Annotated in this window: 18 protein-coding genes; 14 read left to right on the forward strand and 4 right to left on the reverse strand. The window is 68.8% G+C overall.

Annotation, left to right across the window (positions count from 1 at the left end; translation table 11 throughout):
• A partial coding sequence (locus ACTHL4_RS00570; protein ID WP_440280781.1) for a hypothetical protein occupies positions 1-246 on the reverse strand: 246 nt, incomplete at its 3' end.
• A 368-nt stretch (positions 247-614) separates the two neighbouring features.
• Between ACTHL4_RS00570 and glmU the strand changes: the two genes are divergently transcribed.
• The 12 genes from glmU to ACTHL4_RS00630 all read left to right on the forward strand — a co-directional run bounded on the left by glmU (position 615) and on the right by ACTHL4_RS00630 (position 13,305).
• Positions 615-2,069 (forward strand): bifunctional UDP-N-acetylglucosamine diphosphorylase/glucosamine-1-phosphate N-acetyltransferase GlmU, encoded by a 1,455-nt coding sequence (gene glmU, locus ACTHL4_RS00575; RefSeq protein ID WP_440280782.1) that lies wholly within the window; start codon positions 615-617, stop codon positions 2,067-2,069.
• Complete coding sequence (locus tag ACTHL4_RS00580; protein WP_440280783.1) at positions 2,066-3,043, forward strand: ribose-phosphate diphosphokinase; 978 nt, start codon at positions 2,066-2,068, stop codon at positions 3,041-3,043. The genes glmU and ACTHL4_RS00580 overlap by 4 nt, the downstream gene beginning before the upstream one ends.
• A gap of 217 nt (positions 3,044-3,260) precedes the next feature.
• Positions 3,261-3,917 (forward strand): 50S ribosomal protein L25/general stress protein Ctc, encoded by a 657-nt coding sequence (locus tag ACTHL4_RS00585; protein WP_440280784.1) that lies wholly within the window; start codon positions 3,261-3,263, stop codon positions 3,915-3,917.
• Positions 3,918-4,144: 227 nt separating this feature from the next.
• Complete coding sequence (locus ACTHL4_RS00590; protein WP_440280785.1) at positions 4,145-5,017, forward strand: hypothetical protein; 873 nt, start codon at positions 4,145-4,147, stop codon at positions 5,015-5,017.
• Between the two features lie 19 nt (positions 5,018-5,036).
• Positions 5,037-6,602: an acyl-CoA ligase (AMP-forming), exosortase A system-associated gene (locus tag ACTHL4_RS00595; protein ID WP_440280786.1), complete on the forward strand. Its 1,566-nt coding sequence runs from the start codon at positions 5,037-5,039 to the stop codon at positions 6,600-6,602.
• Positions 6,603-6,619: 17 nt separating this feature from the next.
• A complete protein-coding gene (locus ACTHL4_RS00600) occupies positions 6,620-7,879 on the forward strand; it encodes a pyridoxal-dependent decarboxylase, exosortase A system-associated (protein WP_440280787.1) in 1,260 nt (419 codons plus the stop codon).
• Positions 7,872-8,138 (forward strand): acyl carrier protein, encoded by a 267-nt coding sequence (locus ACTHL4_RS00605; protein WP_440280788.1) that lies wholly within the window; start codon positions 7,872-7,874, stop codon positions 8,136-8,138. Before ACTHL4_RS00600 ends, ACTHL4_RS00605 begins: the two co-directional genes overlap by 8 nt.
• Before the next feature lie 69 nt (positions 8,139-8,207).
• Positions 8,208-9,026: a hypothetical protein gene (locus ACTHL4_RS00610; protein ID WP_440280789.1), complete on the forward strand. Its 819-nt coding sequence runs from the start codon at positions 8,208-8,210 to the stop codon at positions 9,024-9,026.
• Positions 9,027-9,237: 211 nt separating this feature from the next.
• Complete coding sequence (locus ACTHL4_RS00615; protein WP_440280790.1) at positions 9,238-10,557, forward strand: nucleotide sugar dehydrogenase; 1,320 nt, start codon at positions 9,238-9,240, stop codon at positions 10,555-10,557.
• Positions 10,554-11,765, forward strand: coding sequence for a glycosyltransferase family 4 protein (locus ACTHL4_RS00620; protein WP_440280791.1), 1,212 nt, complete (start codon positions 10,554-10,556; stop codon positions 11,763-11,765). The genes ACTHL4_RS00615 and ACTHL4_RS00620 overlap by 4 nt, the downstream gene beginning before the upstream one ends.
• Positions 11,762-12,616 (forward strand): glycosyltransferase, encoded by an 855-nt coding sequence (locus tag ACTHL4_RS00625; RefSeq protein ID WP_440280792.1) that lies wholly within the window; start codon positions 11,762-11,764, stop codon positions 12,614-12,616. The genes ACTHL4_RS00620 and ACTHL4_RS00625 overlap by 4 nt, the downstream gene beginning before the upstream one ends.
• Positions 12,616-13,305: a polysaccharide deacetylase family protein gene (locus ACTHL4_RS00630; protein WP_440280793.1), complete on the forward strand. Its 690-nt coding sequence runs from the start codon at positions 12,616-12,618 to the stop codon at positions 13,303-13,305. The genes ACTHL4_RS00625 and ACTHL4_RS00630 overlap by 1 nt, the downstream gene beginning before the upstream one ends.
• A 15-nt stretch (positions 13,306-13,320) precedes the next feature.
• Here ACTHL4_RS00630 and ACTHL4_RS00635 read toward each other — a convergent pair whose 3' ends face one another.
• A complete protein-coding gene (locus ACTHL4_RS00635) occupies positions 13,321-13,971 on the reverse strand; it encodes a flavin reductase family protein (RefSeq protein ID WP_440280794.1) in 651 nt (216 codons plus the stop codon).
• Between the two features lie 41 nt (positions 13,972-14,012).
• On the opposite strand from ACTHL4_RS00635, the gene ACTHL4_RS00640 reads away from it, so the two are divergent.
• Positions 14,013-15,299: a heparan-alpha-glucosaminide N-acetyltransferase domain-containing protein gene (locus tag ACTHL4_RS00640; protein ID WP_440280795.1), complete on the forward strand. Its 1,287-nt coding sequence runs from the start codon at positions 14,013-14,015 to the stop codon at positions 15,297-15,299.
• Here ACTHL4_RS00640 and ACTHL4_RS00645 read toward each other — a convergent pair.
• Positions 15,284-16,312, reverse strand: coding sequence for an endonuclease/exonuclease/phosphatase family protein (locus ACTHL4_RS00645; RefSeq protein ID WP_440280796.1), 1,029 nt, complete (start codon positions 16,310-16,312; stop codon positions 15,284-15,286). The two genes, ACTHL4_RS00640 and ACTHL4_RS00645, sit on opposite strands and share 16 nt — an antisense overlap.
• A gap of 254 nt (positions 16,313-16,566) precedes the next feature.
• Here ACTHL4_RS00645 and ACTHL4_RS00650 point away from each other — a divergent pair, with 254 nt between their 5' ends.
• Positions 16,567-18,081 (forward strand): oligosaccharide flippase family protein, encoded by a 1,515-nt coding sequence (locus tag ACTHL4_RS00650; protein WP_440280797.1) that lies wholly within the window; start codon positions 16,567-16,569, stop codon positions 18,079-18,081.
• Positions 18,082-18,128: 47 nt separating this feature from the next.
• Here the strand turns inward: ACTHL4_RS00650 and ACTHL4_RS00655 are convergent, their stop codons facing one another.
• Entirely contained in the window at positions 18,129-19,907 is a 1,779-nt protein-coding gene (locus tag ACTHL4_RS00655) for a hypothetical protein (protein WP_440280798.1), read from the reverse strand.
• Positions 19,908-19,973: the final 66 nt, after the last annotated feature.

The raw sequence follows: 19,973 nt of genomic DNA on the forward strand, positions 1-19,973 counted from the left end.
GGATCCGACCAACCGCGTCGTGGCCTGACGGGCGATCCGGCGCCGGTCGTCCGCGTCGCGTTGTTCGGCATGGGCCTGCATCACCAGCCGGGCTTGGCGGGCACTGATCGCGTTGCGCAGCTCCTCCAGTGCTCGCATCTCAGCCCACGGGTCATCGGTGGCGACCGGGTCGTCCAACCGGTCGTGGAACGCCCGGACCGCGACGGCATCCAGCACGTCGACGTCGCGTGATCCGGTATCGTTCATGTGTTCGATTATGTCATGAATGATGAGCAAGGGCAACGATTTTCGCGCAATTTACCCCCACTGCCTTCCCTGGCGAATCCACGTCATCGCGGAAGCGCTGCTCGGGAAACGCAACGCGTTGGGTGGCTCGACCCGAGCCGTGTTCCGGCAGCTATCGATGGTGTGCCCGAGAACCGCGGACCGGTCGATCCAGCGAGCGATGCAGTCGGCGATCCGGCCGGCATGGCCGCACGCGGCCGGCCCGGCGCGGGAGCCGACGACGGGCACACCTCGGCAGAGCCGGTAACATCGCCGCCGGGCCGCACGCGCACGCGGCCTGGTCACCCGCACCTGGTCATGTCCCGATCCACTGCCGAGGAGTCGACCCCGTGACAGCAACGCCCGCCGCCGTCATCGTCCTGTCCGCAGGGGACGGCACCCGGATGAAGTCACGACGGAACAAGGCACTGCACGCCATCGGCGGCCGCACGCTCGTCGGTCATGCGGTGAGTGCCGCCGTCGGCACCGGCGCACCGTATGTCGCCGTCGTGGTCCGTGCCCAGAAGGAATCGGTGGCCGCCGCAGCCCGCGAGATCTACGAGGACATCGTCGTCGCCGAGCAGGATGACGTCTACGGCACCGGCCGAGCCGCCGAATGCGGGTTGCGGGCGCTCCCGGAATCGCTGGCCGGCACCGTGCTGGTGACCACCGGTGACACCCCGCTGCTCACCGCCGAGACACTGCAGCGGCTGACCGAGGAGCATCAGCGCGCCTCCTCAGCGGTCACCGTGCTGACGGGGATGCTGGCGGACGCGACGGGATACGGGCGGATCATCCGCGACGAACACGGTGCGGTCCGTGCCATCGTCGAACACAAGCAGGCCACTCCCGAGCAGCGCGCGATCGGCGAATTCAATTCCGGCATCTTCGCTTTCGACGCGGCAGTGCTGCGTGAAGCACTCGCCGAGGTCGGGGTGCACGCCGAAGCGGGGGAGAAGTACCTCACCGACGTGGTCGAGATCGCCGTGCAGCGCGGCCTGCCGGTCAGCGGGCACGTCCTGGACGACCTGTGGCAGACCGAGGGAGTCAACGACAAGGCACAGCTGGCCCGCCTCGGCAAGGAGCTCAACCGTCGCACGCTCGACGCGCTGATGCGGGAGAGTGGCGCCATCGTCATCGATCCCGACACCACCTGGGCCGACGTCACCGTCAGCGTCGGGCAGGACACCGTCATCCGCCCGGGCTGTCAGTTGCACGGTGCGACGACCATCGGCGCCGACTGCGAGATCGGTCCGGACACCACGCTGGTGGACACCCAGGTCGAGGACCGCGCCAGCGTCATACGCACGCAGGCCAATCTGGCGCTCATCGGCGCCGTGGCGACCGTCGGTCCGTTCTCCTATCTGCGGCCCGGCACCGAGCTCGGCCGCGGCGGCAAGATCGGCGGCTTCGTGGAGACCAAGAACGCCCGGATCGGCGACGGCGCCAAGGTCCCGCACCTGACCTACTGCGGCGATGCCACCATCGGCGAGGGCAGCAACATCGGCGCCGGCACGATCTTCGCCAACTACGACGGGGTGACCAAGAGCCCCACGATCGTCGGCAAGGACAGCTTCGTCGGCAGCAACTCGGTGGTCGTCGCGCCGGTGCGGATCGCTGACGGAGCGTATGTCGCCGCGGGGTCGGCTGTCGTCGACGACGTCGGCCCCGGCGAGCTGGCCATTGCGCGCGGGCGGCAGCGCAACCTGCCCGGCTGGGTCGAAGACAAGCGTTCCGGCACCGCGTCCGCGGCCGCCGCACAGCAAGCAACCCGGGCACAGCAGGAAGGTTCACAGTCGCAATGAGCACTGGCATGAAGCGGACGACCGAGAAGAACCTCATGGTCTTCTCGGGTCGTGCACACCACGAGCTCGCCCAGGCGGTGGCCGACGACCTCGGCACGCAACTGGTGCCCACCGAACTGCGCGACTTCGCCAACACCGAGATGTACGTCCGCTTCGAGGAGTCGGTCCGCGGCTGTGACGCCTTCGTCATCCAGAGCCACACGGCGCCGATCAACAAATGGATCATGGAGCACCTGATCATGGTCGACGCGCTGAAGCGCGCCAGCGCCAAGCGGATCACGGTCGTCACACCCTTCTACGGCTATGCCCGACAGGACAAGAAGTCCCGTGGCCGCGAGCCGATCAGTGCCCGGCTGATGGCGGACATGTTCAAGACGGCCGGCGCCGACCGGCTGATGGCGGTCGACCTGCACACCGACCAGATCCAGGGCTTCTTCGACGGGCCGGTCGACCACCTGCAGGCGCTCCCGATCCTGACCGGCTACGTCAACGACAAGTACGGCAGCGAGGACCTCACCGTCGTCTCCCCGGACGCGGGTCGCATCAAGGTCGCCGAACAATGGTCGCGACGCCTGGGCGGTACGCCGCTGGCATTCATCCACAAGACCCGTGACGTCACCCGAGCCAATGCCAGCGTCGCGAACCGGGTGATCGGGGCGGTCGAAGGCCGCACGTGCATCCTGGTCGACGACATGATCGACTCCGGCGGCACGATCTGCCACGCGGCGGACGCGCTGATGAAAGACGGTGCGGCCAGCGTGGTGATCGCCGCCACGCACGCGATCTTCTCGGACCCGGCGGTGCAGCGGCTGCGCGACTCAGTCGCCCGCGAGGTCGTCGTGACCGACACCCTGCCGATCACCCCGGAGAAGCAGTTCGACAAGCTCACGGCGCTGTCGATCGCACCGCTGCTGAGCAAGGCGATCCGCGAGGTGTTCGAGGACGGCTCCGTCACCTCGATGTTCACGCCCTGATTTGGGCCGGACGCGGCCGGCGGCATACCATGTGAGCCGCCAGCCTCGGCGAGGGACGATGCACGAACGTCCGTGATCGACAAGGTGTGTGCACCGCCGGCATCGTCCGTATGCCGCTGCAGCGCGCGCCGACGGCGGTCCAGCACCGCTCGCGCCGCGTCCCGCGTCGAGGCAGCCACTTCCATTCCGACAGCTGCTTCCCGAAGCGAGGACACCCATGGCCCTGACCGAGATCCGCCTGAACGCCGAACTGCGCACCGAGTTCGGCAAGGGTGCGGCCCGCCGCATCCGCCGCGACCACAAGATCCCCGCCGTGCTCTACGGCCACGGCACCGAGCCGGTGCACCTGACCCTGCCGGGTCACGAGACAATGCTCGCGCTCAAGCACGTCAACGCGATCCTGACGCTCGACTTCGACGGCAAGCAGGAGCTTGCCCTGGCCAAGGACGTGCAGCGGGACGCCATCAAGCCGGTCATCGAGCACGTCGACCTGGTCATCGTCAAGCGCGGCGAGAAGGTCACGGTCGACGTCCCGGTCCACGTCGAGGGTGACGCGGCGCCGGAGACCAACGTCGTCGTCGAGAACAGCACGCTGACCGTCGAGGCCGACGTCATCGCCATTCCCGAGTTGTTCACCGTCTCGGTCGAGGGCCTGGAGGCCGGCAGCCAGATCCTGGCCAAGGACGTCGCGCTGCCCGAGGGTGTCAGCCTGATCGCCGACGAGGAGCTGCTGGTCGTCAACGTCAGCCAGCAGATCGCCGCCGAGGCGCTCGAGGAGGAGCTCGCCGAGGCCGAGGAAGAGGCCGGCATCGAGAAGGACGAGGCCGAGTCCACCGAGGAGAACACCGAGGACGAGTCGGGCGACGAGGCCTGATCGCCCGCTGCACCACCGAACGCCTGCTGTCGACCTGGTCGGCAGCAGGCGTTCCGCTGTTCGGAGCGGATTAATTCCGCGCACCTCGCAGCAGCAGCGGAAAAGAACGGATCCGTCGGTGCGACACGCGATCACGGATACTGTCGGTCGCGACGACAGACGACTTCGCTGCCGTGCCGCGGCCGTGAGGAAGCCGCGTTCGCCAGGGTGAGCAGGGGTGAGTCGCAGTGGTCGTTCCGCACATCGCTGTTCCACGCATCACCGTTTCGCAGATCGCGGCCGAGGACCTCCCGGAGGTCGCTGACTTCCTGCACCGACACCTCAACCAGCGCGTCTCCGTCGCCGACTGGCTGCACGCCGTCGACGTGCCCTGGCGGGTGGACCGGCCCAACTTCGGCTTCCAACTGCGGCTGGACGACGCGACGCTGGCCGGGGTCCTTCTGGCCTTCTACTCCGAACGACACCTCGGCGACACGACGGAGCGGATCTGCAATCTGGGGGCGTGGTGCGTGCTGCCGACCCACCGGGCGCACAGCTTCCGGTTGTTGCGAGCCGCCCTCGCGCAGCCGGGCTTCACCTTCACCGATCTGTCACCGAGCGGTGCCGTCATACCGCTCAACGAACGGCTGGGCTTCAGCCGGCTCGACACCTCCGTCCAGCTCGTGCCCTGCCTTCCCCTGCCGGCACGACGCACCGAGGTCATCCACGACGGTCCGCGGATCGAGCAGGTGCTCCACGGCGACGAGCTGCGGATCTACCGCGACCACCGGCGCGCCCGAGCGGCCCACCACGTCGTCCTGCGCCGCGACGGCCGCATCTGCTACGTCATCTACCGCAAGGACCGCCGACGGAACATCCCGGCATTCGTGTCGGTCTTGTATGTCAGCGATCCGGCTCAATTTCGTTCCGGTGTGACGGCATTCGGCAGTCACGTGTTGCGTCGCAGGCACGGTCTGGTGCTCTTGCTGGAGGAACGAACGGTCGGGCCGTTGTTTTTTGCGCGCCATCTTGCGGGCCGGCCAAAAATGTTCAAGAGCACGACGCTGCGTGCGGACGACATTGACAATCTTTACAGCGAACTCACATGTCTGGCGTGGTGAGGGAGAAGGGGAGGCAGCCATGGTGAGGGCATTGCACGAGATGGTGCGGTCCGCGGCGGGCCTGGTGCCGTCCGCACCGGCGGTGACGGACCGCTCCGGCACCACGACCTACGGCGGGCTGCAGGACGTCGTCGAACGGTGCGCCGTGGGCTTTGCGGCATACAGCATCGAGCGGGGCGACCGGATCGCGATCTTCCTGGACAAGCGCGTGGAGAACGTCGTCGCCATGCTGGCATCGTCGGCGGTGGGGGCACTCTTCGTCCCGGTGAACCCGGTGCTGAAACCGCGCCAGGTCGGCTACATCCTGGCCAACTGCTCGGCGCGCTGCGTGGTGACGTCGTCGGAGCGGTTGACGGCGCTGCTGTCCTGCGGGGCCACTGCCGACGTCGAGGTCGTCGTCCTGGTCGACGACGGGGAGATCGCGGCCGAGGTGCCGCCGGGCACGACCGTCGTGCGGTGGCGGTCGCTGATCGCCACCGCGGGGAGCGAGCCGACGTACCGGCCGGTGGACAGTGATCTGGCCGCGATCCTCTACACCTCGGGCAGCACCGGCATGCCGAAGGGCGTGGTCCTCAGCCACCGCAACCTCGTCGTCGGCGCGGAGAGTGTCAGCGAATATCTCGCCAACACGGCGGACGATGTCATCCTGGCCGCGCTTCCGCTGAGTTTCGACGCGGGCCTGAGCCAGCTGACCACCGCGCTGCACGTCGGGGCGCACGTGATCCTGGTCAACTACCTCCTACCGGGCGATGTCGTGCGATTGTGTGCGCAGCACGGGGTCACCGGCCTGACCGCGGTGCCCCCGTTGTGGATCCAGCTGGTCACCGCGACCTGGCCCGCCGAGGCGACACGGACGCTTCGCTACTTCGCCAACACCGGCGGTCGTATGCCGAAGTCGACCCTGACCCGTCTGCGCGCGCTCTTCCCCGGCGCCCGCCCCTTCCTGATGTACGGACTCACCGAGGCCTTCCGCTCCACCTATCTGGACCCGGACGAAGTGGACCGTCGGCCGGACTCGATCGGCAAGGCGATACCGAATGCCGAGGTACTGGTCGTCCACCCCGACGGAACCCGTTGCGAACCGGGCGAACCCGGTGAACTGGTGCACCGTGGACCACTGGTCGCCCAGGGGAACTGGAACGACCCGGTGCGCACCGCCGAACGCTTCCGGCCGCTGCCGGCGGCGCGAGCCGGTGCCGTGGGCGAGGAGCTCGCCGTCTGGTCGGGCGACACCGTCATGTGCGACGAGGAAGGCTTCCTCTACTTCGTCGGCCGACGGGACGAGATGATCAAGACCTCCGGCTACCGCGTCAGCCCGAGCGAGGTGGAGGAAGCCGCCTACGACACGGGGCTGGTGCGCGACGCCGTGGTGCTCGGGGTCGACGACGAGGCGCTCGGGCAGCAGATCGTGCTGATCGCCGCGGTGACGAGGGCCGGCACCGACGAGGACGAGGTCCTCGCCGCGATGCGCGCCCGGTTGCCGTTGTTCATGGTGCCGCGACGCGTCGTACTCCTCGACGACCTGCCGCGCTCGCCGAACGGCAAGTTCGACCGGACCGCGCTACGGACATTGGTGGCGGTGTGAGCACCACAGGAGCTCCCGTGCACAGCACCATCGCCCGATTCGCCACGACCGGCGAGCAACTGACGATCGGCGGAGTAGGACTGCGGCGTCTCGCCGCGCAGGTCGGATCGACACCGTTCTTCGCCTACGACCGGTCGGCGATCACCGAGCGGATTTCGTTGCTGCACCGTCATCTCGGACCGTTGATCGGACTGTCCTACGCCATCAAGGCCAACCCGATGCCGGCGGTCGTGCAGTATGTCGCCGGCCAGGTCGAGCACCTCGATGTCGCGTCATCGGGGGAGCTCAAGGTGGCGCTGGATGCCGGAATGCCTGCGACCCGAGTCAGTTTCGCGGGCCCGGGTAAGAGGCCGTCCGAGTTGCGATGTGCGGTGGCCGCTGGCATCACCGTGGAGGTCGAGTCGTCGCTGGAGGCGGAGCGGCTGGTGGCGATCGGTGCGGAGCTGGGTGTGCGGCCGAGGGTCGCAGTGCGGGTCAACCCCGATTTCGCGGTCCGTGGCTCGGGAATGCGTATGGGCGGCGGCCCACAGCAGTTCGGCATGGACGCCGAACTCGTGCCGGCCTTCCTCGCCGACCTGGCGGCATACGACCTGGAATTCGTTGGATTGCACGTCTTCTCCGGGTCCCAGAACCTGCACGCGGAGATCCTGATGGAGTCCCAGGACCGCACCGTCGATCTGGTGCTGCGACTCGCCGACTCCGCACCGAGCGAGGTCCGGCAGGTCAACCTCGGCGGCGGATTCGGGATCCCGTACCACGACCGCGACCGGCCGCTCGACATCGAGACGGTGGGTGATCACCTGCGCACACTGGCCGAGGACCGGCTCTCACCTGCGCTCCCGGGCGCCGAACTCTCGCTCGAACTCGGGCGCTTCCTCGTCGGTGAGGCCGGTGTCTACGTCACCGAGATCATCGACCGGAAGGTCTCCCGGGGGCGGACCTACCTCGTGGTCGACGGCGGCCTGCACCACCAGCTCGCCGCGACCGGCAATCTCGGTGCGGCCATCCGGCGCAACTACCCGCTGGTCGTAGGCACCCGGATGGGCCCGACAGGTGGGGAGATGACAGCCACGGTGGTCGGGTGTCTCTGCACCCCGCTCGACCTGCTCGGTGACAACGTCCAGGTGCCCAGCTCCACCGATGTCGGCGATCTCGTCGTCATCTTTCAGGCCGGCGCCTACGGCAGGACCGCCAGTCCCGCAGATTTCCTCGGACATCCACCGGCACTCGAGGTCCTCGTGGGGCCCGACCAACGAAAGGCGCACAACCATGACTGAAACAACCTTCGACCAGGTGAGGGATGTCGTCGTCGAAACCCTTGGCATCCAAGGTCGTTCGGCGACCCTCACCCGGGAGACGGAGTTGCTGGACAGCATGCCCGAGCTGGACTCGATGGCAGTGGTGGATCTGCTCGTGCGCTTGGAGAACCACTTCGACATTCGCATCGACGACACTGCGGTGAGCGGCGAGGTCTTCGGCACCTTGGGCACGCTCACCGAGTTCGTCGAGGCCGAACGCGCGCATCCGGACGCATAGGGCACCGCCGTGTCATCGAGCAAACAGTCCGTCACCGTTCGCCCGATCGAGACAGCAGATCTTCCACCGGTGGGTCGTTTCCTGGCCGACAACTTCCCGCCGAACAGCCCAGCGGAGGACTGGGTGGCCGCCTGGTCGGAGATCAACAGCCGGCCCGGGACCGATGCACCCAACCACGGCATGGCGCTGTGGTCGGGCCCGCAGGTCGTCGGCGCCTATCCGGCGATCTACTCCACGCGCGTCATCAACGGCCGCACCGAACGCTTCTGCAACCTCGCGGTTTGGTGTGTCGCGCCGGGATTCCGTTCCGGCAGCATCCGCATGCTCAACGCGCTCCTGGCGCAGGACGGCTACCACTTCACCGACCTGTCGCCGACGCCCGCCGTCCAGCAGCTCAATCTGCGACTAGGTTTCCGCTACCTGGACCCCCGCAGCCAACTCACGGTCAATCTGCCCTGGCCGACGCCGCCGCGTCGGGTACAGGTCAGTTCCGATCCGGACGAGATCGCCCGGGTGCTGACCGGAGAACCGTTGCGTTACTACCAGGACCACGTGCGTTGTCGTTGGGCGCGTCACGCGGTGATCGTCACCGATGACACGGCCTGCTACGTGCAGTGGCGCTTCGAGCGGCGCAAGAACCTGCGGTGGTTCGCCGCGATCCAGTACGCGAGCGACCCGGGCCTGTTCCGTGCCGGGTTGCGCCAACTGTCCCGTCATCTGGCCTTCCGGCACCGGGCGCTGTTCACCGTGGTCGACGACCATGTGGCCGGGGGTGCCATCACGCCGTCGGTGGCGATCTCGGGACCACCGCGCCGGATGTTCAAGAGCGCGACGTTGGGACCCGACGACATCGACTACCTCTACTCCGAGATCACGGCGGCACCCTGACAGCCGCACCGTCGCGGCGACCCCACATCGGTCCCAGCACGGTGGTCCATCACATCGCGAGCGGCCTTCCTGCGGACGTCACCGGCAGGAGCAATAACTCACGGAGCACGACGCGAATCTTGCTAATTTCCGCGTACTTTCCGCGACAGCCGAGCAACCGTCACACCGCGGTTGCGGGCGCGCGTCCGTCGCAGCACTGCTGGGGGCACCAATGAAAATCGCCGTTTTCGGACTCGGGTATGTCGGCGCGGTGACTGCCGCCGGCCTGGCCTCTCGAGGGCACACCGTCGTGGGGGTCGACGTCGATTCCTACAAGGTCGGGCTCATCGCCTGTGGCAGGAGTCCGGTGGTGGAACCGGGCATCGATGAACTGATGCGTGAAGGGGTCGAGAGCGGACGGCTCACCGCGACGCTGGATGCGCGTGAGGCCGTCGACCGTGCCGACGTCTCGTTGGTGTGCGTGGGCACGCCGTCCACCGCACACGGCGCCACGGACCTGACCTACATCAGTCGGGCGGTCCAGGACATCCGGGACGCGATGGACGAGGTGTCGCCACCGGCCTCCGGTCACCACAGCGTCGTCGTGCGCAGCACCGTCCCACCGGGAACCGGCCGCACGGTCGTCGCCCCGGCCTTCGCGGAGCAGTTGCCGACCGGCTGGCGGATCGGCACCGCGATGTGCCCGGAGTTCCTGCGCGAGGGCGCGGGCGTGTCCGACTTCTTCGACCCGCCGTTCGTCGTGGTGGGTTCGACCGACGGGCGGACCCAACAGGCGATGGAGGACGTCTTCGCCTTCCTCGGCCTGCCGGTCCACCAGGTGAGCGTGGAGACCGCGGAAGCGCTGAAGTACGCCTGCAACGCCTTCCACGCCACGAAGGTCACCTTCGCCAACGAGATCGGCCGGGTCTTCCGCCCTTACGGGGTCGACTCGCGGGAGGTCATGAGCCTGTTCTGCGAGGACGCCAAGCTCAACATCTCACCGACGTACCTGCGCCCCGGCTTCGCCTTCGGCGGTTCGTGCCTGCCCAAGGACCTGCGTTCGCTGCAGCACATGGCGCGGCTCAACGGAGTCGACGCCCCGCAACTGCTCGGCACCACGACCAGCAACGAGGTCTCGGTGCGGGAGGTCGTCGACCGTGTGCTGGCTGCCGGCGGACGCAAGGTCGCGCTGCTCGGGCTCAGCTTCAAATCGGACACCGACGACCTGCGCGAGAGCCCGAACGTCGAGCTGGCCGAGCGGCTGATCGGCAAGGGCTTCGAGGTGCGCATCTACGATCCGATCCTCAACACCAGTCAGCTGATCGGTGCCAACCGGGAGAACGTCATGGCCCGGCTGCCCCACCTGGACCGGCTGCTCACCGGGTCACCGGAAGAGGCGCTCGCCGATGCGAACGTCGCACTGGTCACCTCCTCGGCCCCGGCGATCGTCGGTGCGCTCCGGGAGGCGAACCCGCAGCTGCTCATCGACCTGAGCGGCCGGCTGGGCGGCGACGTCGAACGCGTCGTCGGATATGAGGGAGTCGGCTGGTGAAGTCACGCGACACACCACGGGTCCTCATCATCGTCCAGAACCTGCCGGTCCCGTTCGACCGCCGGGTCTGGCTGGAGAGCCTGGCACTGCGGGACTCCGGCTACGACGTCACCGTGGTGTGTCCGCAAGGACGCGGAACCGCCTCCCATCAGGTCATCGACGGCATCACGATCCGTGCCTACCCGCCCTATGCGCCCGGTGGCAGCGCCCTGAGCTATGTCGCCGAATACGCCTACTCGTTCGTCGCCACGGCATACCAGCTGGCCCGCGCACGGTGGGGTGGCCGCTTCGACGTGCTGCAGGCCTGCAACCCGCCGGAGATCTTCTGGCCGCTGGCGCGGGTGCTGCGGTGGGCCGACGGCACGCGTTTCGTCTTCGACCATCACGACCTGTCGCCGGAGCTGTATCGATCCCGGTTCCCCGGCAGCGGCGGCCTGCCGCTGCGCGGATTGCTGGCCCTCGAGAGGGCGACGTTCGCGGCAGCCGACAAGGTGACCTCGACGAACGAGTCGTATGCCGCCGTCGCCCGCACCCGCGGCGGCAAGCCGGCCTCGGACGTGACGGTCGTGCGCACCGGCCCGGACCTGGATCGGTTGCGCAGCGTGCCTCCGGACCCGGCACGACGGCGCGGACGCCGTTACCTGGTCGCCTATCTGGGGGTGATGGGTCCGCAGGACGGGGTCGACCTCGCCTTGCGTGCCGCCGAACTCGTCGTCCATGAAATGGGCCGGACCGATGTGTCCTTCACCCTGATCGGTGGCGGTGACTGCTGGGCGGACCTCGTCGCCGAACGCGACCGGTTGGGCCTGCAGGATTTCGTCGAGATGCCCGGCCGGGTACCGGACGACTACGTCATCGAGGTGCTGTCGACCGCGGACCTCGGCCTGTCACCCGACCCGAAGAATCCGCTCAACGACGTATCGACGATGAACAAGACGATGGAGTACATGGCGTTCGGCGTGCCGGTCCTCGCGTTCGACCTGCACGAGACCCGGGTCTCGGCCGGCGACGCCGCGCGCTACGTCCCGGCCGACGCCGTGGAGCTGTACGCCAAGGAGATCGTCGCGCTGCTCGACGACCCGGAGTCCCGGTCCCGCATGGGGGCATGTGGTCGTCGGCGGGTCGAGGAGGAACTTGCCTGGCCGTACCAGCGGGACGCCTACGTGGCCGTCTTCGACGAGCTGACCGGGTCGGGCGGCACACGATGACCACGGTGCTGATCGCCGCGCACAACGAGGAGGCGGTGATCGGGCGAACCCTCGACGGGCTGCTCGCCGGCGGCTCGCCGGAGCCACTGCGGGTGATCGTGGCTGCGAACGGTTGCACCGACAACACGGTGTCCGTCGTGGGCAGCCGCCCGGTGGAGGTCGTGGAGGTCGCGGCCGCGGGGAAGGCGGCCGCGCTGAACGCCGCCGAACGACGGGCCATCGGTTACCCACGGATCTACCTCGATGCGGACATCCGCCTGGACAAATGCGCGATCGAGCGGCTGTCCGACTCGCTGCGGGCGAACCCGGACGATCCCGCTCCTCGGCCGCTCGTCGCAGTGCCGACGCGCGCGGTCGATGTGTCGCGCAGCTGCCGGTGTGTGCGCATGTACTACCGGATCCACGCACTTCACCCGTCATACGCCACAGCACTTTTCGGTCGCGGAGCGGTGGCGATCTCCGAAGCGGGGCGCGCCAGGTTCGCCGACTTCCCGGAGGTGATCGCGGACGATCTCTTCCTGGACTCGTTGTTCGACACCTCCGAGGCCACCCACCTCGACGACGTCGTCAGCGTGGTCGAGGCCGTCACCTCGACACGATTGCTGCTGCGCCGGCTGGCCCGGGTGCGGCGGGGCAACAAGCAGTTGCGGGCGGCGGACCGGACGGGCCGCGTCCGACCCGCAGCGGGCACGAGGTGGCTGGTCGCAGCCGTGCGCGCCGATCCCGTTCTCGCACCGGCCGCCGCCGTCTACGTCGGCCTCACCGTCATCGCAGAGGCCAGGGCCCGCTGGGGCAGCAGGAGCTGGGGCTCCGAGCGCGCGGCATCAGCAACCGAAGGAGTGATCGGGTGATGACCATCGCAACGGGCTTGGCCCCGCGCCGGAGGCTCAATGTCTGCTTCCACGGGGTCGGTCGTCCACACCGCAGGCTCGATCCCGGGGAGGATCGCTACTGGGTGAGTCACGACGAATTCCTGCGCCTGCTGGACGTATTCGCTCAGGACCGCCACGCCGTCTCGCTGAGCGTCGACGACGGCAACGCATCCGACGTGGAGATCGTACTCCCCGCGCTGCTGGAGAGGGGGCTGCACGCGACGTTCTTCGTCGTCGTCGACCGGTTGGGCCGTCCGGGCAGCCTGTCCAGGACGGATGTACGCGAGCTGGTGCGGTCGGGCATGACCCTCGGCAACCACGGATGGACCCACGAACCGTGGACCAGGTTCAGCGACGAGGAACTGGAGCGCGAGGTGATCGAGGCTCGGGCCGCGCTCAGCGTGCTGAGCGGGGAAGCGGTCCGGACCGCTGCTCTGCCGCTCGGCCAGTACAACCGGGAAGTGCTCAAGGCCGCTCGGAGTGCCGGCTACACCACCGTCTTCACCAGCGACCGTCAGCCCGCCGCCGTCGACTCCTGGCTGCAGGCCCGCTTCAGTGTGCAGAGCGGTGTCACGCCGGAGTCGCTGTCTCGCATGGTCCGGGACGCGAATCGTATGCCGCGCCGGGTGTGTTCGGCGATGAACAAACTGCGCAAGAGCTGGGCCTGACCGATGAGGGTGCGCTCAGAGCAGCCACCGGTAGCGGCCGCGGTGGAACAGCAACGGGTGCTTGCCGGGGCCGACCTGTGCAAGGGATCTCACTTCGCCGATGATCACGTCGTGATCGCCGGCCTGGTGCACGTCGGTCGTGACGCACTCCAACTGGGCGACCGATCCGGACAGCAACGCCACACCCGTCTCGGGTCCTCGATCGAAACGCACCTGGGCCAGTTGACCAGCGGCATCGCGGCCCGGGGTCGCGAATTGGGTTGACAGCTCATGCGATCCGGCGTCCAGGATGCTGACACCCCACCGGGCGGATCGAAGGATCGCCTCGTGGAACCGAGCCGTCTTTGCGATGCACACCAGCACGAGCGGCGGCTCCAAGGACACCGAGGTCACCGAGTTGGCGGTCATCGCGACGTCGTTGTCGCCGGAGAAGGTGGTGATCACGCACACGCCGGTCGCGAGACAACCCATCGCGTCGCGCAGCGAGCGAGGCGTGACCGCTTCGGTCAGGCCGGAGGGCTGCGCCGCGCTCGCATCGACCGACGTGGACGCGAAACGGAGCGCCACGGTGGCGGCGTCGACGTAATTGGGAGAGACGTCATCTGCGAAGTCGTCCGGAGGAGGCGTGTCGGACTGCCATCCCTCCGTCACCGGTGGCCGCGCCATGCATCGCATTGTAGGCGCCCGGCGGGCGACGGGAGCGGACATTGAGATCGCGACCGGCATCAGCGCCGGCGGCTGCCTCACTGCCGACAGCGACCGCGTCGTCGCCGGCCGCACCGGCGTCCGCGGCGGTGCGGGCGCGACGGTGGAGCGCGGTCGAGGGCGGCCGGTTCGTCGGGATTGACGTCGCCCGGTGCCTGGCGCTGCTCGGCATGATGGTGGCGCACATCCTGCCGAAGATGGTCGGTGGCCGGGTGCCGTTGGCCCAGCGCGTGGCGACCGGCAATGCAGCGGCGCTGTTCGCCGTGCTGGCGGGGGTGTCGCTGGCGCAGCTGACCGGAGGGTCCACACCGCACACCGGGCGTCGCCGCCGGACCGCCGACGCGGCGGGGATCGTCGTACGGGCCGGGGTGATCTGCCTGATCGGGATGCTGCTGGAACACCTGCACCCGGCGGGGATCGCGGTGATACTGCCTTACTACGGGGTGCTGTTCGTCCTGGGGTTGCCGTTGCTGTGGCTGCGGCCGTCACGGCTGTTCCTGGTGGCCGGGGTGTGGATGCTGTGGGCACCGGTGGCTTCTCAGGCGTTCCGGCTGCTCGACCCGACATCGGTCGCCGGTGGCTTCAGCGGTCTGAGTGTCGCGGGGATCCTGCTCCGGCTGCTGGTGACCGGTGAATACCCGGCGTTCACCTGGCTGGCCTACCTGGCCTGCGGGCTGGCCGTCGGTCGGCTGGATCTGCGCCGCAAGGACCGGGCGATCCAGGTGATGTGCGCCGGTGCGCTGCTCGCGGTGGCCGCGAGCCTCGCGTCATACCTCCTCACGTCCGGCACGGCGGTGCATGCACGCCTCGTGCAGAGCTGGACCGGTCCCGCCGTGTCGTCCTGGCCGGCGCTGCAGCCGCACGTGCAGGTGGGTCTGGAAGGCGTCACCCCGACACACAGCTGGTGGTGGCTGGCGGTGAACGCCCCACATTCCGGCTCCGTTGCGGATCTGGCGTTCACGAGCGGGGTGGCGCTCGCAGTCATCGGGCTGGCCCTGCTGGTGACCCGGGTGGCGGCCCGGTGCTGGCAGGTGCTCTGCGGGGCGGGCGCCATGACGCTCACCCTCTACAGCGCGCACCTGATCATGGTGCTGCCGCAGACGTGGCCCGACTACGGTCGGCGCAGGCTGCTGCCGGAGGTCTCGGTGGTCCTGGCCGTCGGTGTCGTGTTCGCCGCGCTGCGTCGGAAGGGGCCGCTGGAGACCGTGGTCGCGGTGTTGTCCCGGTCCGCTGCCAGGGCGACCGATCGGGCACTGCGCCGGCGACGGACCGCTCAGCCGGCGCGTTGAGCCACCGACGCCAGCACGCCGCGATGGTCCGCGCCCGACACGTGCACGGTCCGCGCGGACGAGGCGGCCACCGTGCTCGACAGCAGGATGTGGTCGATCGTCACCAGCCGCGGGACCGGCACACCCAGGTAGCGCTTGGTCGCCGAGTCCGGCCAGGTGGGCTGGAAACCGCCACGTCGTTGTGCGATGGCGTCGGCATACCCCAGGCCGAGCACGGCTCGGAACGGCACATTGTCCGTCGTCGCGTTGAAGTCGCCCGCCACGATCGTGGGACGGCGCGCCGGTTGTGGCACGGCGCTGCGCAGGTATGACGTCAGCGCCCGGTAATCCGGGCGCCAGCGCACCGTGTACGGCGGTTGCGGATGCACGGCCACCAGGTCGACATCGCCGAGCGTTGGGGTGTGCAGGCGGACCAGGTCCGCGTGGGACGAATGTGGTCCGCTGCGGACGGAGTCGATGGGGTAGCGGCTGAAGACGACGGAGGAGATCGTCTGGTCCGGTTCGGTGCCGATGGCGTGCGGGAGCAGCCGCGGTATGTCGGTCGCCTGCAGTTCGGCGACGCGCTGGCTGTCGAGATCGGTGAGCACCAGGACGTCCACCTTCTCCTGCGCCACCAGTCGCGCCAACGCTGCCGGATCGCCGTACTCGAAGTTCTGGCTGAGGATCACCAATGGCCGGCCACTGGTCGCAGGCCGGGGTCCGACATACAGCGGCCCGATCCACCACAGGTGCAGGGCGAGCAGCACTGCGCCGGCCGCGAGGATGGCACCGACCTCCCGCGTGCGGGCTCGATGTACCGCGAGGAGTACGACGCCGATCGCCACCACGGCGAGGGCGAAGACGGTGCCCAGTGGTGTGAAGGCGGCCAGTTCGACCAACCGTGGTCGTGACACGTCGATCCAGTGCATCGGTGTGAGCACCACCGCGAGCAGCAGGCAGCCGCCGCACATCAACCACAAGGCTGCCCGCACCCACGCCGCCGCCGGGGGGACGCTTCCTTCACGCCGTTGCATGACCCGATGATGGACGAGTTGCGGCACCGATGCCGAGAAGTTCCCGGTCCCTTCCCGGCGCGGCGAAAACGTCTGGGAGTCAGCACTTTCCGGTCGGAATTTCCGGTTTCACGGTCCGCTGAAATAACCGATGGCGGCCTCCGCGGCGGCCCTATAGTTCCTAGCGCTGGGCCGGGAGTGACACCGAGCAGAGGTCACCGGGTCCTCCTCCGATTGCTCGGAGTGTTCGCAACCATGGCTGCGCGGGAGGCGTCGTGCCCGATTCGCTTGCCGGCCGAGTGACCCGGGCAGCGCTGTGGAGCGGCGTCAACACGGTGGCCATGCGCTTGTCCGGTGTGGTGATCACCATGGTCATGCTGCGGATCGTGACGCCGGCGCAGTTCGGCAATTACGCCGTCGCGCTCGCGGTCTTCACCGTGGTGAGCTCGTTCTCCGAGCTCGGGCTCACCGCCTGTATGGCGCAGGCCGACATGGACCCGGCCGAGGTCGGTCCCACGGTGTCCTTCCTGTCCATCGTCATCGGCCTCGGTCTCGCAGGCGTGATGTTGCTCCTGGCACCGCAGCTGGCGGTCCTGCTGGGTGCGCCCGACAGCGCGAACGCGCTGCGGATCCTGGCGTTGTGCATCGCGATGGTCGGTCTGTTCACCGTGCCGTGCGGCCTGCTCGCCCGCGAATTCCGCCAGGACGCAATGTTCTTCGGGGCGGCCGCAGCGTTCGTCCCGGGCAATGTGCTGATGTTGCTGCTCGCACTCAACGGTCCGGGCGACATCGCCTTCGCGTGGTCGCGAGTCTTCGGCCAGCTGGTGACCGGTTGTGTGTTGCTGTGGTTCGCCAGGAAGTTCTACCGTCCCCGGTTCGACGCCCGGCAGGCCCGGCGCGTGCTGCGTTTCGGCCTGCCGATCGCGGCGGCGAACCTCGTGGGATTCATGCTCCTCAACGCGGACTACCTGTTCGTGAGCAAAGTGCTGGGCCCGGTGCGGCTGGGCATCTACACCCTTGCCTTCAACGTCAGTTCGTGGGCGACCGCGACGTTGAGTTCGATGGTGATGAACGTGGCCATGCCGATGTTCAGCCATGCCAAGAGCGACCCCGACCGCCTGGGACGGGCGCTGCGCAGTTCACTGAGTCTCATCTGCCTGGCGGCGTTCCCGATCTCCGGATTCACCCTGGTGCTCTCCGGCGAGATCGTCGACACCCTCTACGGGCACCGTTGGATCGATGCCGCCCCGGTGATCGTCGTGCTGGGCGTCTACGGCAGCCTCTTCGTCTGTTCGCTGTTGCTCAGCAACCTGCTGGTCGGTGCCGGGATGCCGACCCGCAACCTGGTCGTGCAGATGATCTGGCTCGTCGTGCTCGTGCCGGCGATGTTCGCCGGTGTCGAGTTCGATGGAATGCGAGGCGCGGCCTGGGCCCATGTCGCGGTCATCGTGCTGGTCGTGCTGCCGGCATACTTCGCGCTCACCCGGCGGCTGGTCGATCACCTGGGCAGGATCCTGCTGGCGTCGACCCTGCCGGCTCTCGGGCTCACCATCGTCAGCGCGCTCGCGGCGTGGGCGGCCAAGCAGGTGACCGATGTGACGGTGTTGCGGCTCGCCCTGGGGCTGACCGTGGGCGGCGTCGTCTACCTCGGCTTCGGACTGCCGGTGATGGGTCGTTTTCTCCCCGGCCGGGTGATGCGGTTGCTCGGCCGGGTCGGGCTGGGGGACTGGGCACGCTACCCGCTGTACGACCACCTGCGCCGACCGTCGGCCGCCGCAGTGCGTGACTGAGTGCGGCGCGGAGCGAAGGCAGTCCGCCGAAGCAGGCCTCCGTCACCTCAGGTCGTCGTGAGCGCGACGGTGGTCGCGAGCAGCGCGGTGGTCGAGGGATCGGCCGACCCGCCGGCGATCAGCGCGTCCAGCCACTGGTCGTCGAAGAGGTGCGTCTCCCGGACCGGATCCAGCAGCTCCGGGTGACCCCGCCAGTGTTCGGTCACCAGGGCGGTGAGGGTGTCGCCACCCGCCGGTGGCCGCCGGTCGTTGCGCAGCCGTTGGACGATCTTGCGCCGGGCCTTCTGCGCCATCGGAACACCGTTCGCCAGCCGCTGGCGCGGCCCGGGAGCGGCGTATGCCGAGGGTGCGCGCCGGCCGTCCAGCGGGACTTCGGCGAGGCCGGGGTCGAGCCGGCAGACGAGTCGGGCCAGGAAACCGGCGTGCGCCTTGTCTGCGGGCGCCAGTGAGTTGGCGATGTCGATGAACCGCGGATCGAGCATCGGATTCACCGTCGCCCGGCCCAGGCAGACCGCGCTGTCGGTCACCCCGGCCCAACGCTGCATGCGCTCGTAGAGGTACAGCTGGTCGGTCGCGTCCGGCCACGCCATGCCGGATCCCTGCAGGATGCGGTGCACTTCATCGGTCGCGAATTCCCTTGCCCACGGACCGAATTCGCGGTCCAGTGCAGCGGGCGCCACCGAGTCGTTGGCGAACATCCGCCATCCGACGAGGGCGCGCGTCAGCGGTCGCGCGACGGGGTAGCCGACGACCGGGCCGACGTAGTAGAAGCCGCGGGCCACCTCCCCGCCCAGGCCGGAGATCCGGTCCCCCTGCGGGAAGGTCGATTCCACGGTCAGCAGGGCGGCGTGGGCGACCGGGTCCGCCATACCGTTCAGGTCGCGCGCGGCGGACATGACCAGGTCGTGTGCCGCCGCCGGGTCCATGTCGTCCAGCCGCGACAGTCCCTGGACGAGGTGCCGCATCCCGTAGCGCTCGGCCAGTTGCCGGGCGATGCGGACGTCCTCCGAACCCGGACCGCTCTCCAGCGTCAGGACCCGGATGCCGCGCCGCCGGTCGGGCGGGATCGCCGCCAGCAGGATGCGCGAGTCGAGGCCCCCCGTCAGCTGCAGTATCGCGTCCGGGTGGTCGTCGAGGTAGTCGACCACGTAGTCCCGCAGCAGCGCCGAGGCATCGCTGACGGCCCGGTCCAGCCGCGCGCGGGGTCGGCGCGCGTCGAGCGCGTAGTGGTCGATCATGGATCGGCCGTGGCGGAGAGTGACACGCTCGCGCTGACGCAACTTGTCGACACCGCCGAAGAGCGTCCGATGCCCCAATTGCCAGCCCAGCATCGCCTGGACCGCGAATCCCGCACGGTCCAGGTGCGCGTCGTCGAGGTGTGCGAGCGCGAGGCTCGAGGTCGAGACCGCACTCCAGCCGTTGCCCTCGCGGTGATAGACGTGCCGGTAGCCGAGCGCGTCGGTGACTGCCCGCACCGTGCTGTGCGGGGCGGCGTCGCGGGCATCGTGCTCGATCTGCACCGCAGCGAACGGCGGCATCAGCTCGGCGATCGAGTGGCCGCCGGCCACACCGTTCGCCAGGTCGATCTGCCCGGTCGGGACGTCGGCGTGCGGCCCTCGGGCCAACCCACTGACGACGATGGGGGAGCCACCCGCCCGCTCCGTCGCCAATTGCCCCCAGACGGCCACCGTGACGTTGCCGTGCCGCACCGAGGTGGGTGCGATGACGCCCGCACGTCGCAACGCGACGGCGGGATCAGGGCCGCCCCGCTGCTCGTCGCAGGAAAGGACGAGAATGCCCCCGGTGTAGCGGTCCACGTCGATCATGCCGGCGAGTATGGCGGCGGCACGGCCCCGGACGGGGTGATTGTGCAAGGCGCACGGACCCGCGGA

Source organism: Flexivirga sp., from assembly GCF_051955415.1.
Classification (GTDB): domain Bacteria; phylum Actinomycetota; class Actinomycetes; order Actinomycetales; family Dermatophilaceae; genus Flexivirga.

Bases quoted from the DNA above. Each gene is read 5' to 3' on its own strand.
- ACTHL4_RS00580 (WP_440280783.1), top strand. From the start codon at position 2,066: ATGAGCACTGGCATGAAGCGGACGACCGAGAAGAACCTCATGGTCTTC.
- ACTHL4_RS00585 (WP_440280784.1), top strand. From the start codon at position 3,261: ATGGCCCTGACCGAGATCCGCCTGAACGCCGAACTGCGCACCGAGTTC.
- ACTHL4_RS00595 (WP_440280786.1), top strand. From the start codon at position 5,037: ATGGTGAGGGCATTGCACGAGATGGTGCGGTCCGCGGCGGGCCTGGTG.
- ACTHL4_RS00605 (WP_440280788.1), top strand. From the start codon at position 7,872: ATGACTGAAACAACCTTCGACCAGGTGAGGGATGTCGTCGTCGAAACC.
- ACTHL4_RS00615 (WP_440280790.1), top strand. From the start codon at position 9,238: ATGAAAATCGCCGTTTTCGGACTCGGGTATGTCGGCGCGGTGACTGCC.
- ACTHL4_RS00625 (WP_440280792.1), top strand. From the start codon at position 11,762: ATGACCACGGTGCTGATCGCCGCGCACAACGAGGAGGCGGTGATCGGG.
- ACTHL4_RS00630 (WP_440280793.1), top strand. From the start codon at position 12,616: ATGACCATCGCAACGGGCTTGGCCCCGCGCCGGAGGCTCAATGTCTGC.
- ACTHL4_RS00635 (WP_440280794.1), bottom strand. From the start codon at position 13,971: ATGGCGCGGCCACCGGTGACGGAGGGATGGCAGTCCGACACGCCTCCT.
- ACTHL4_RS00645 (WP_440280796.1), bottom strand. From the start codon at position 16,312: ATGCAACGGCGTGAAGGAAGCGTCCCCCCGGCGGCGGCGTGGGTGCGG.
- ACTHL4_RS00655 (WP_440280798.1), bottom strand. From the start codon at position 19,907: ATGATCGACGTGGACCGCTACACCGGGGGCATTCTCGTCCTTTCCTGC.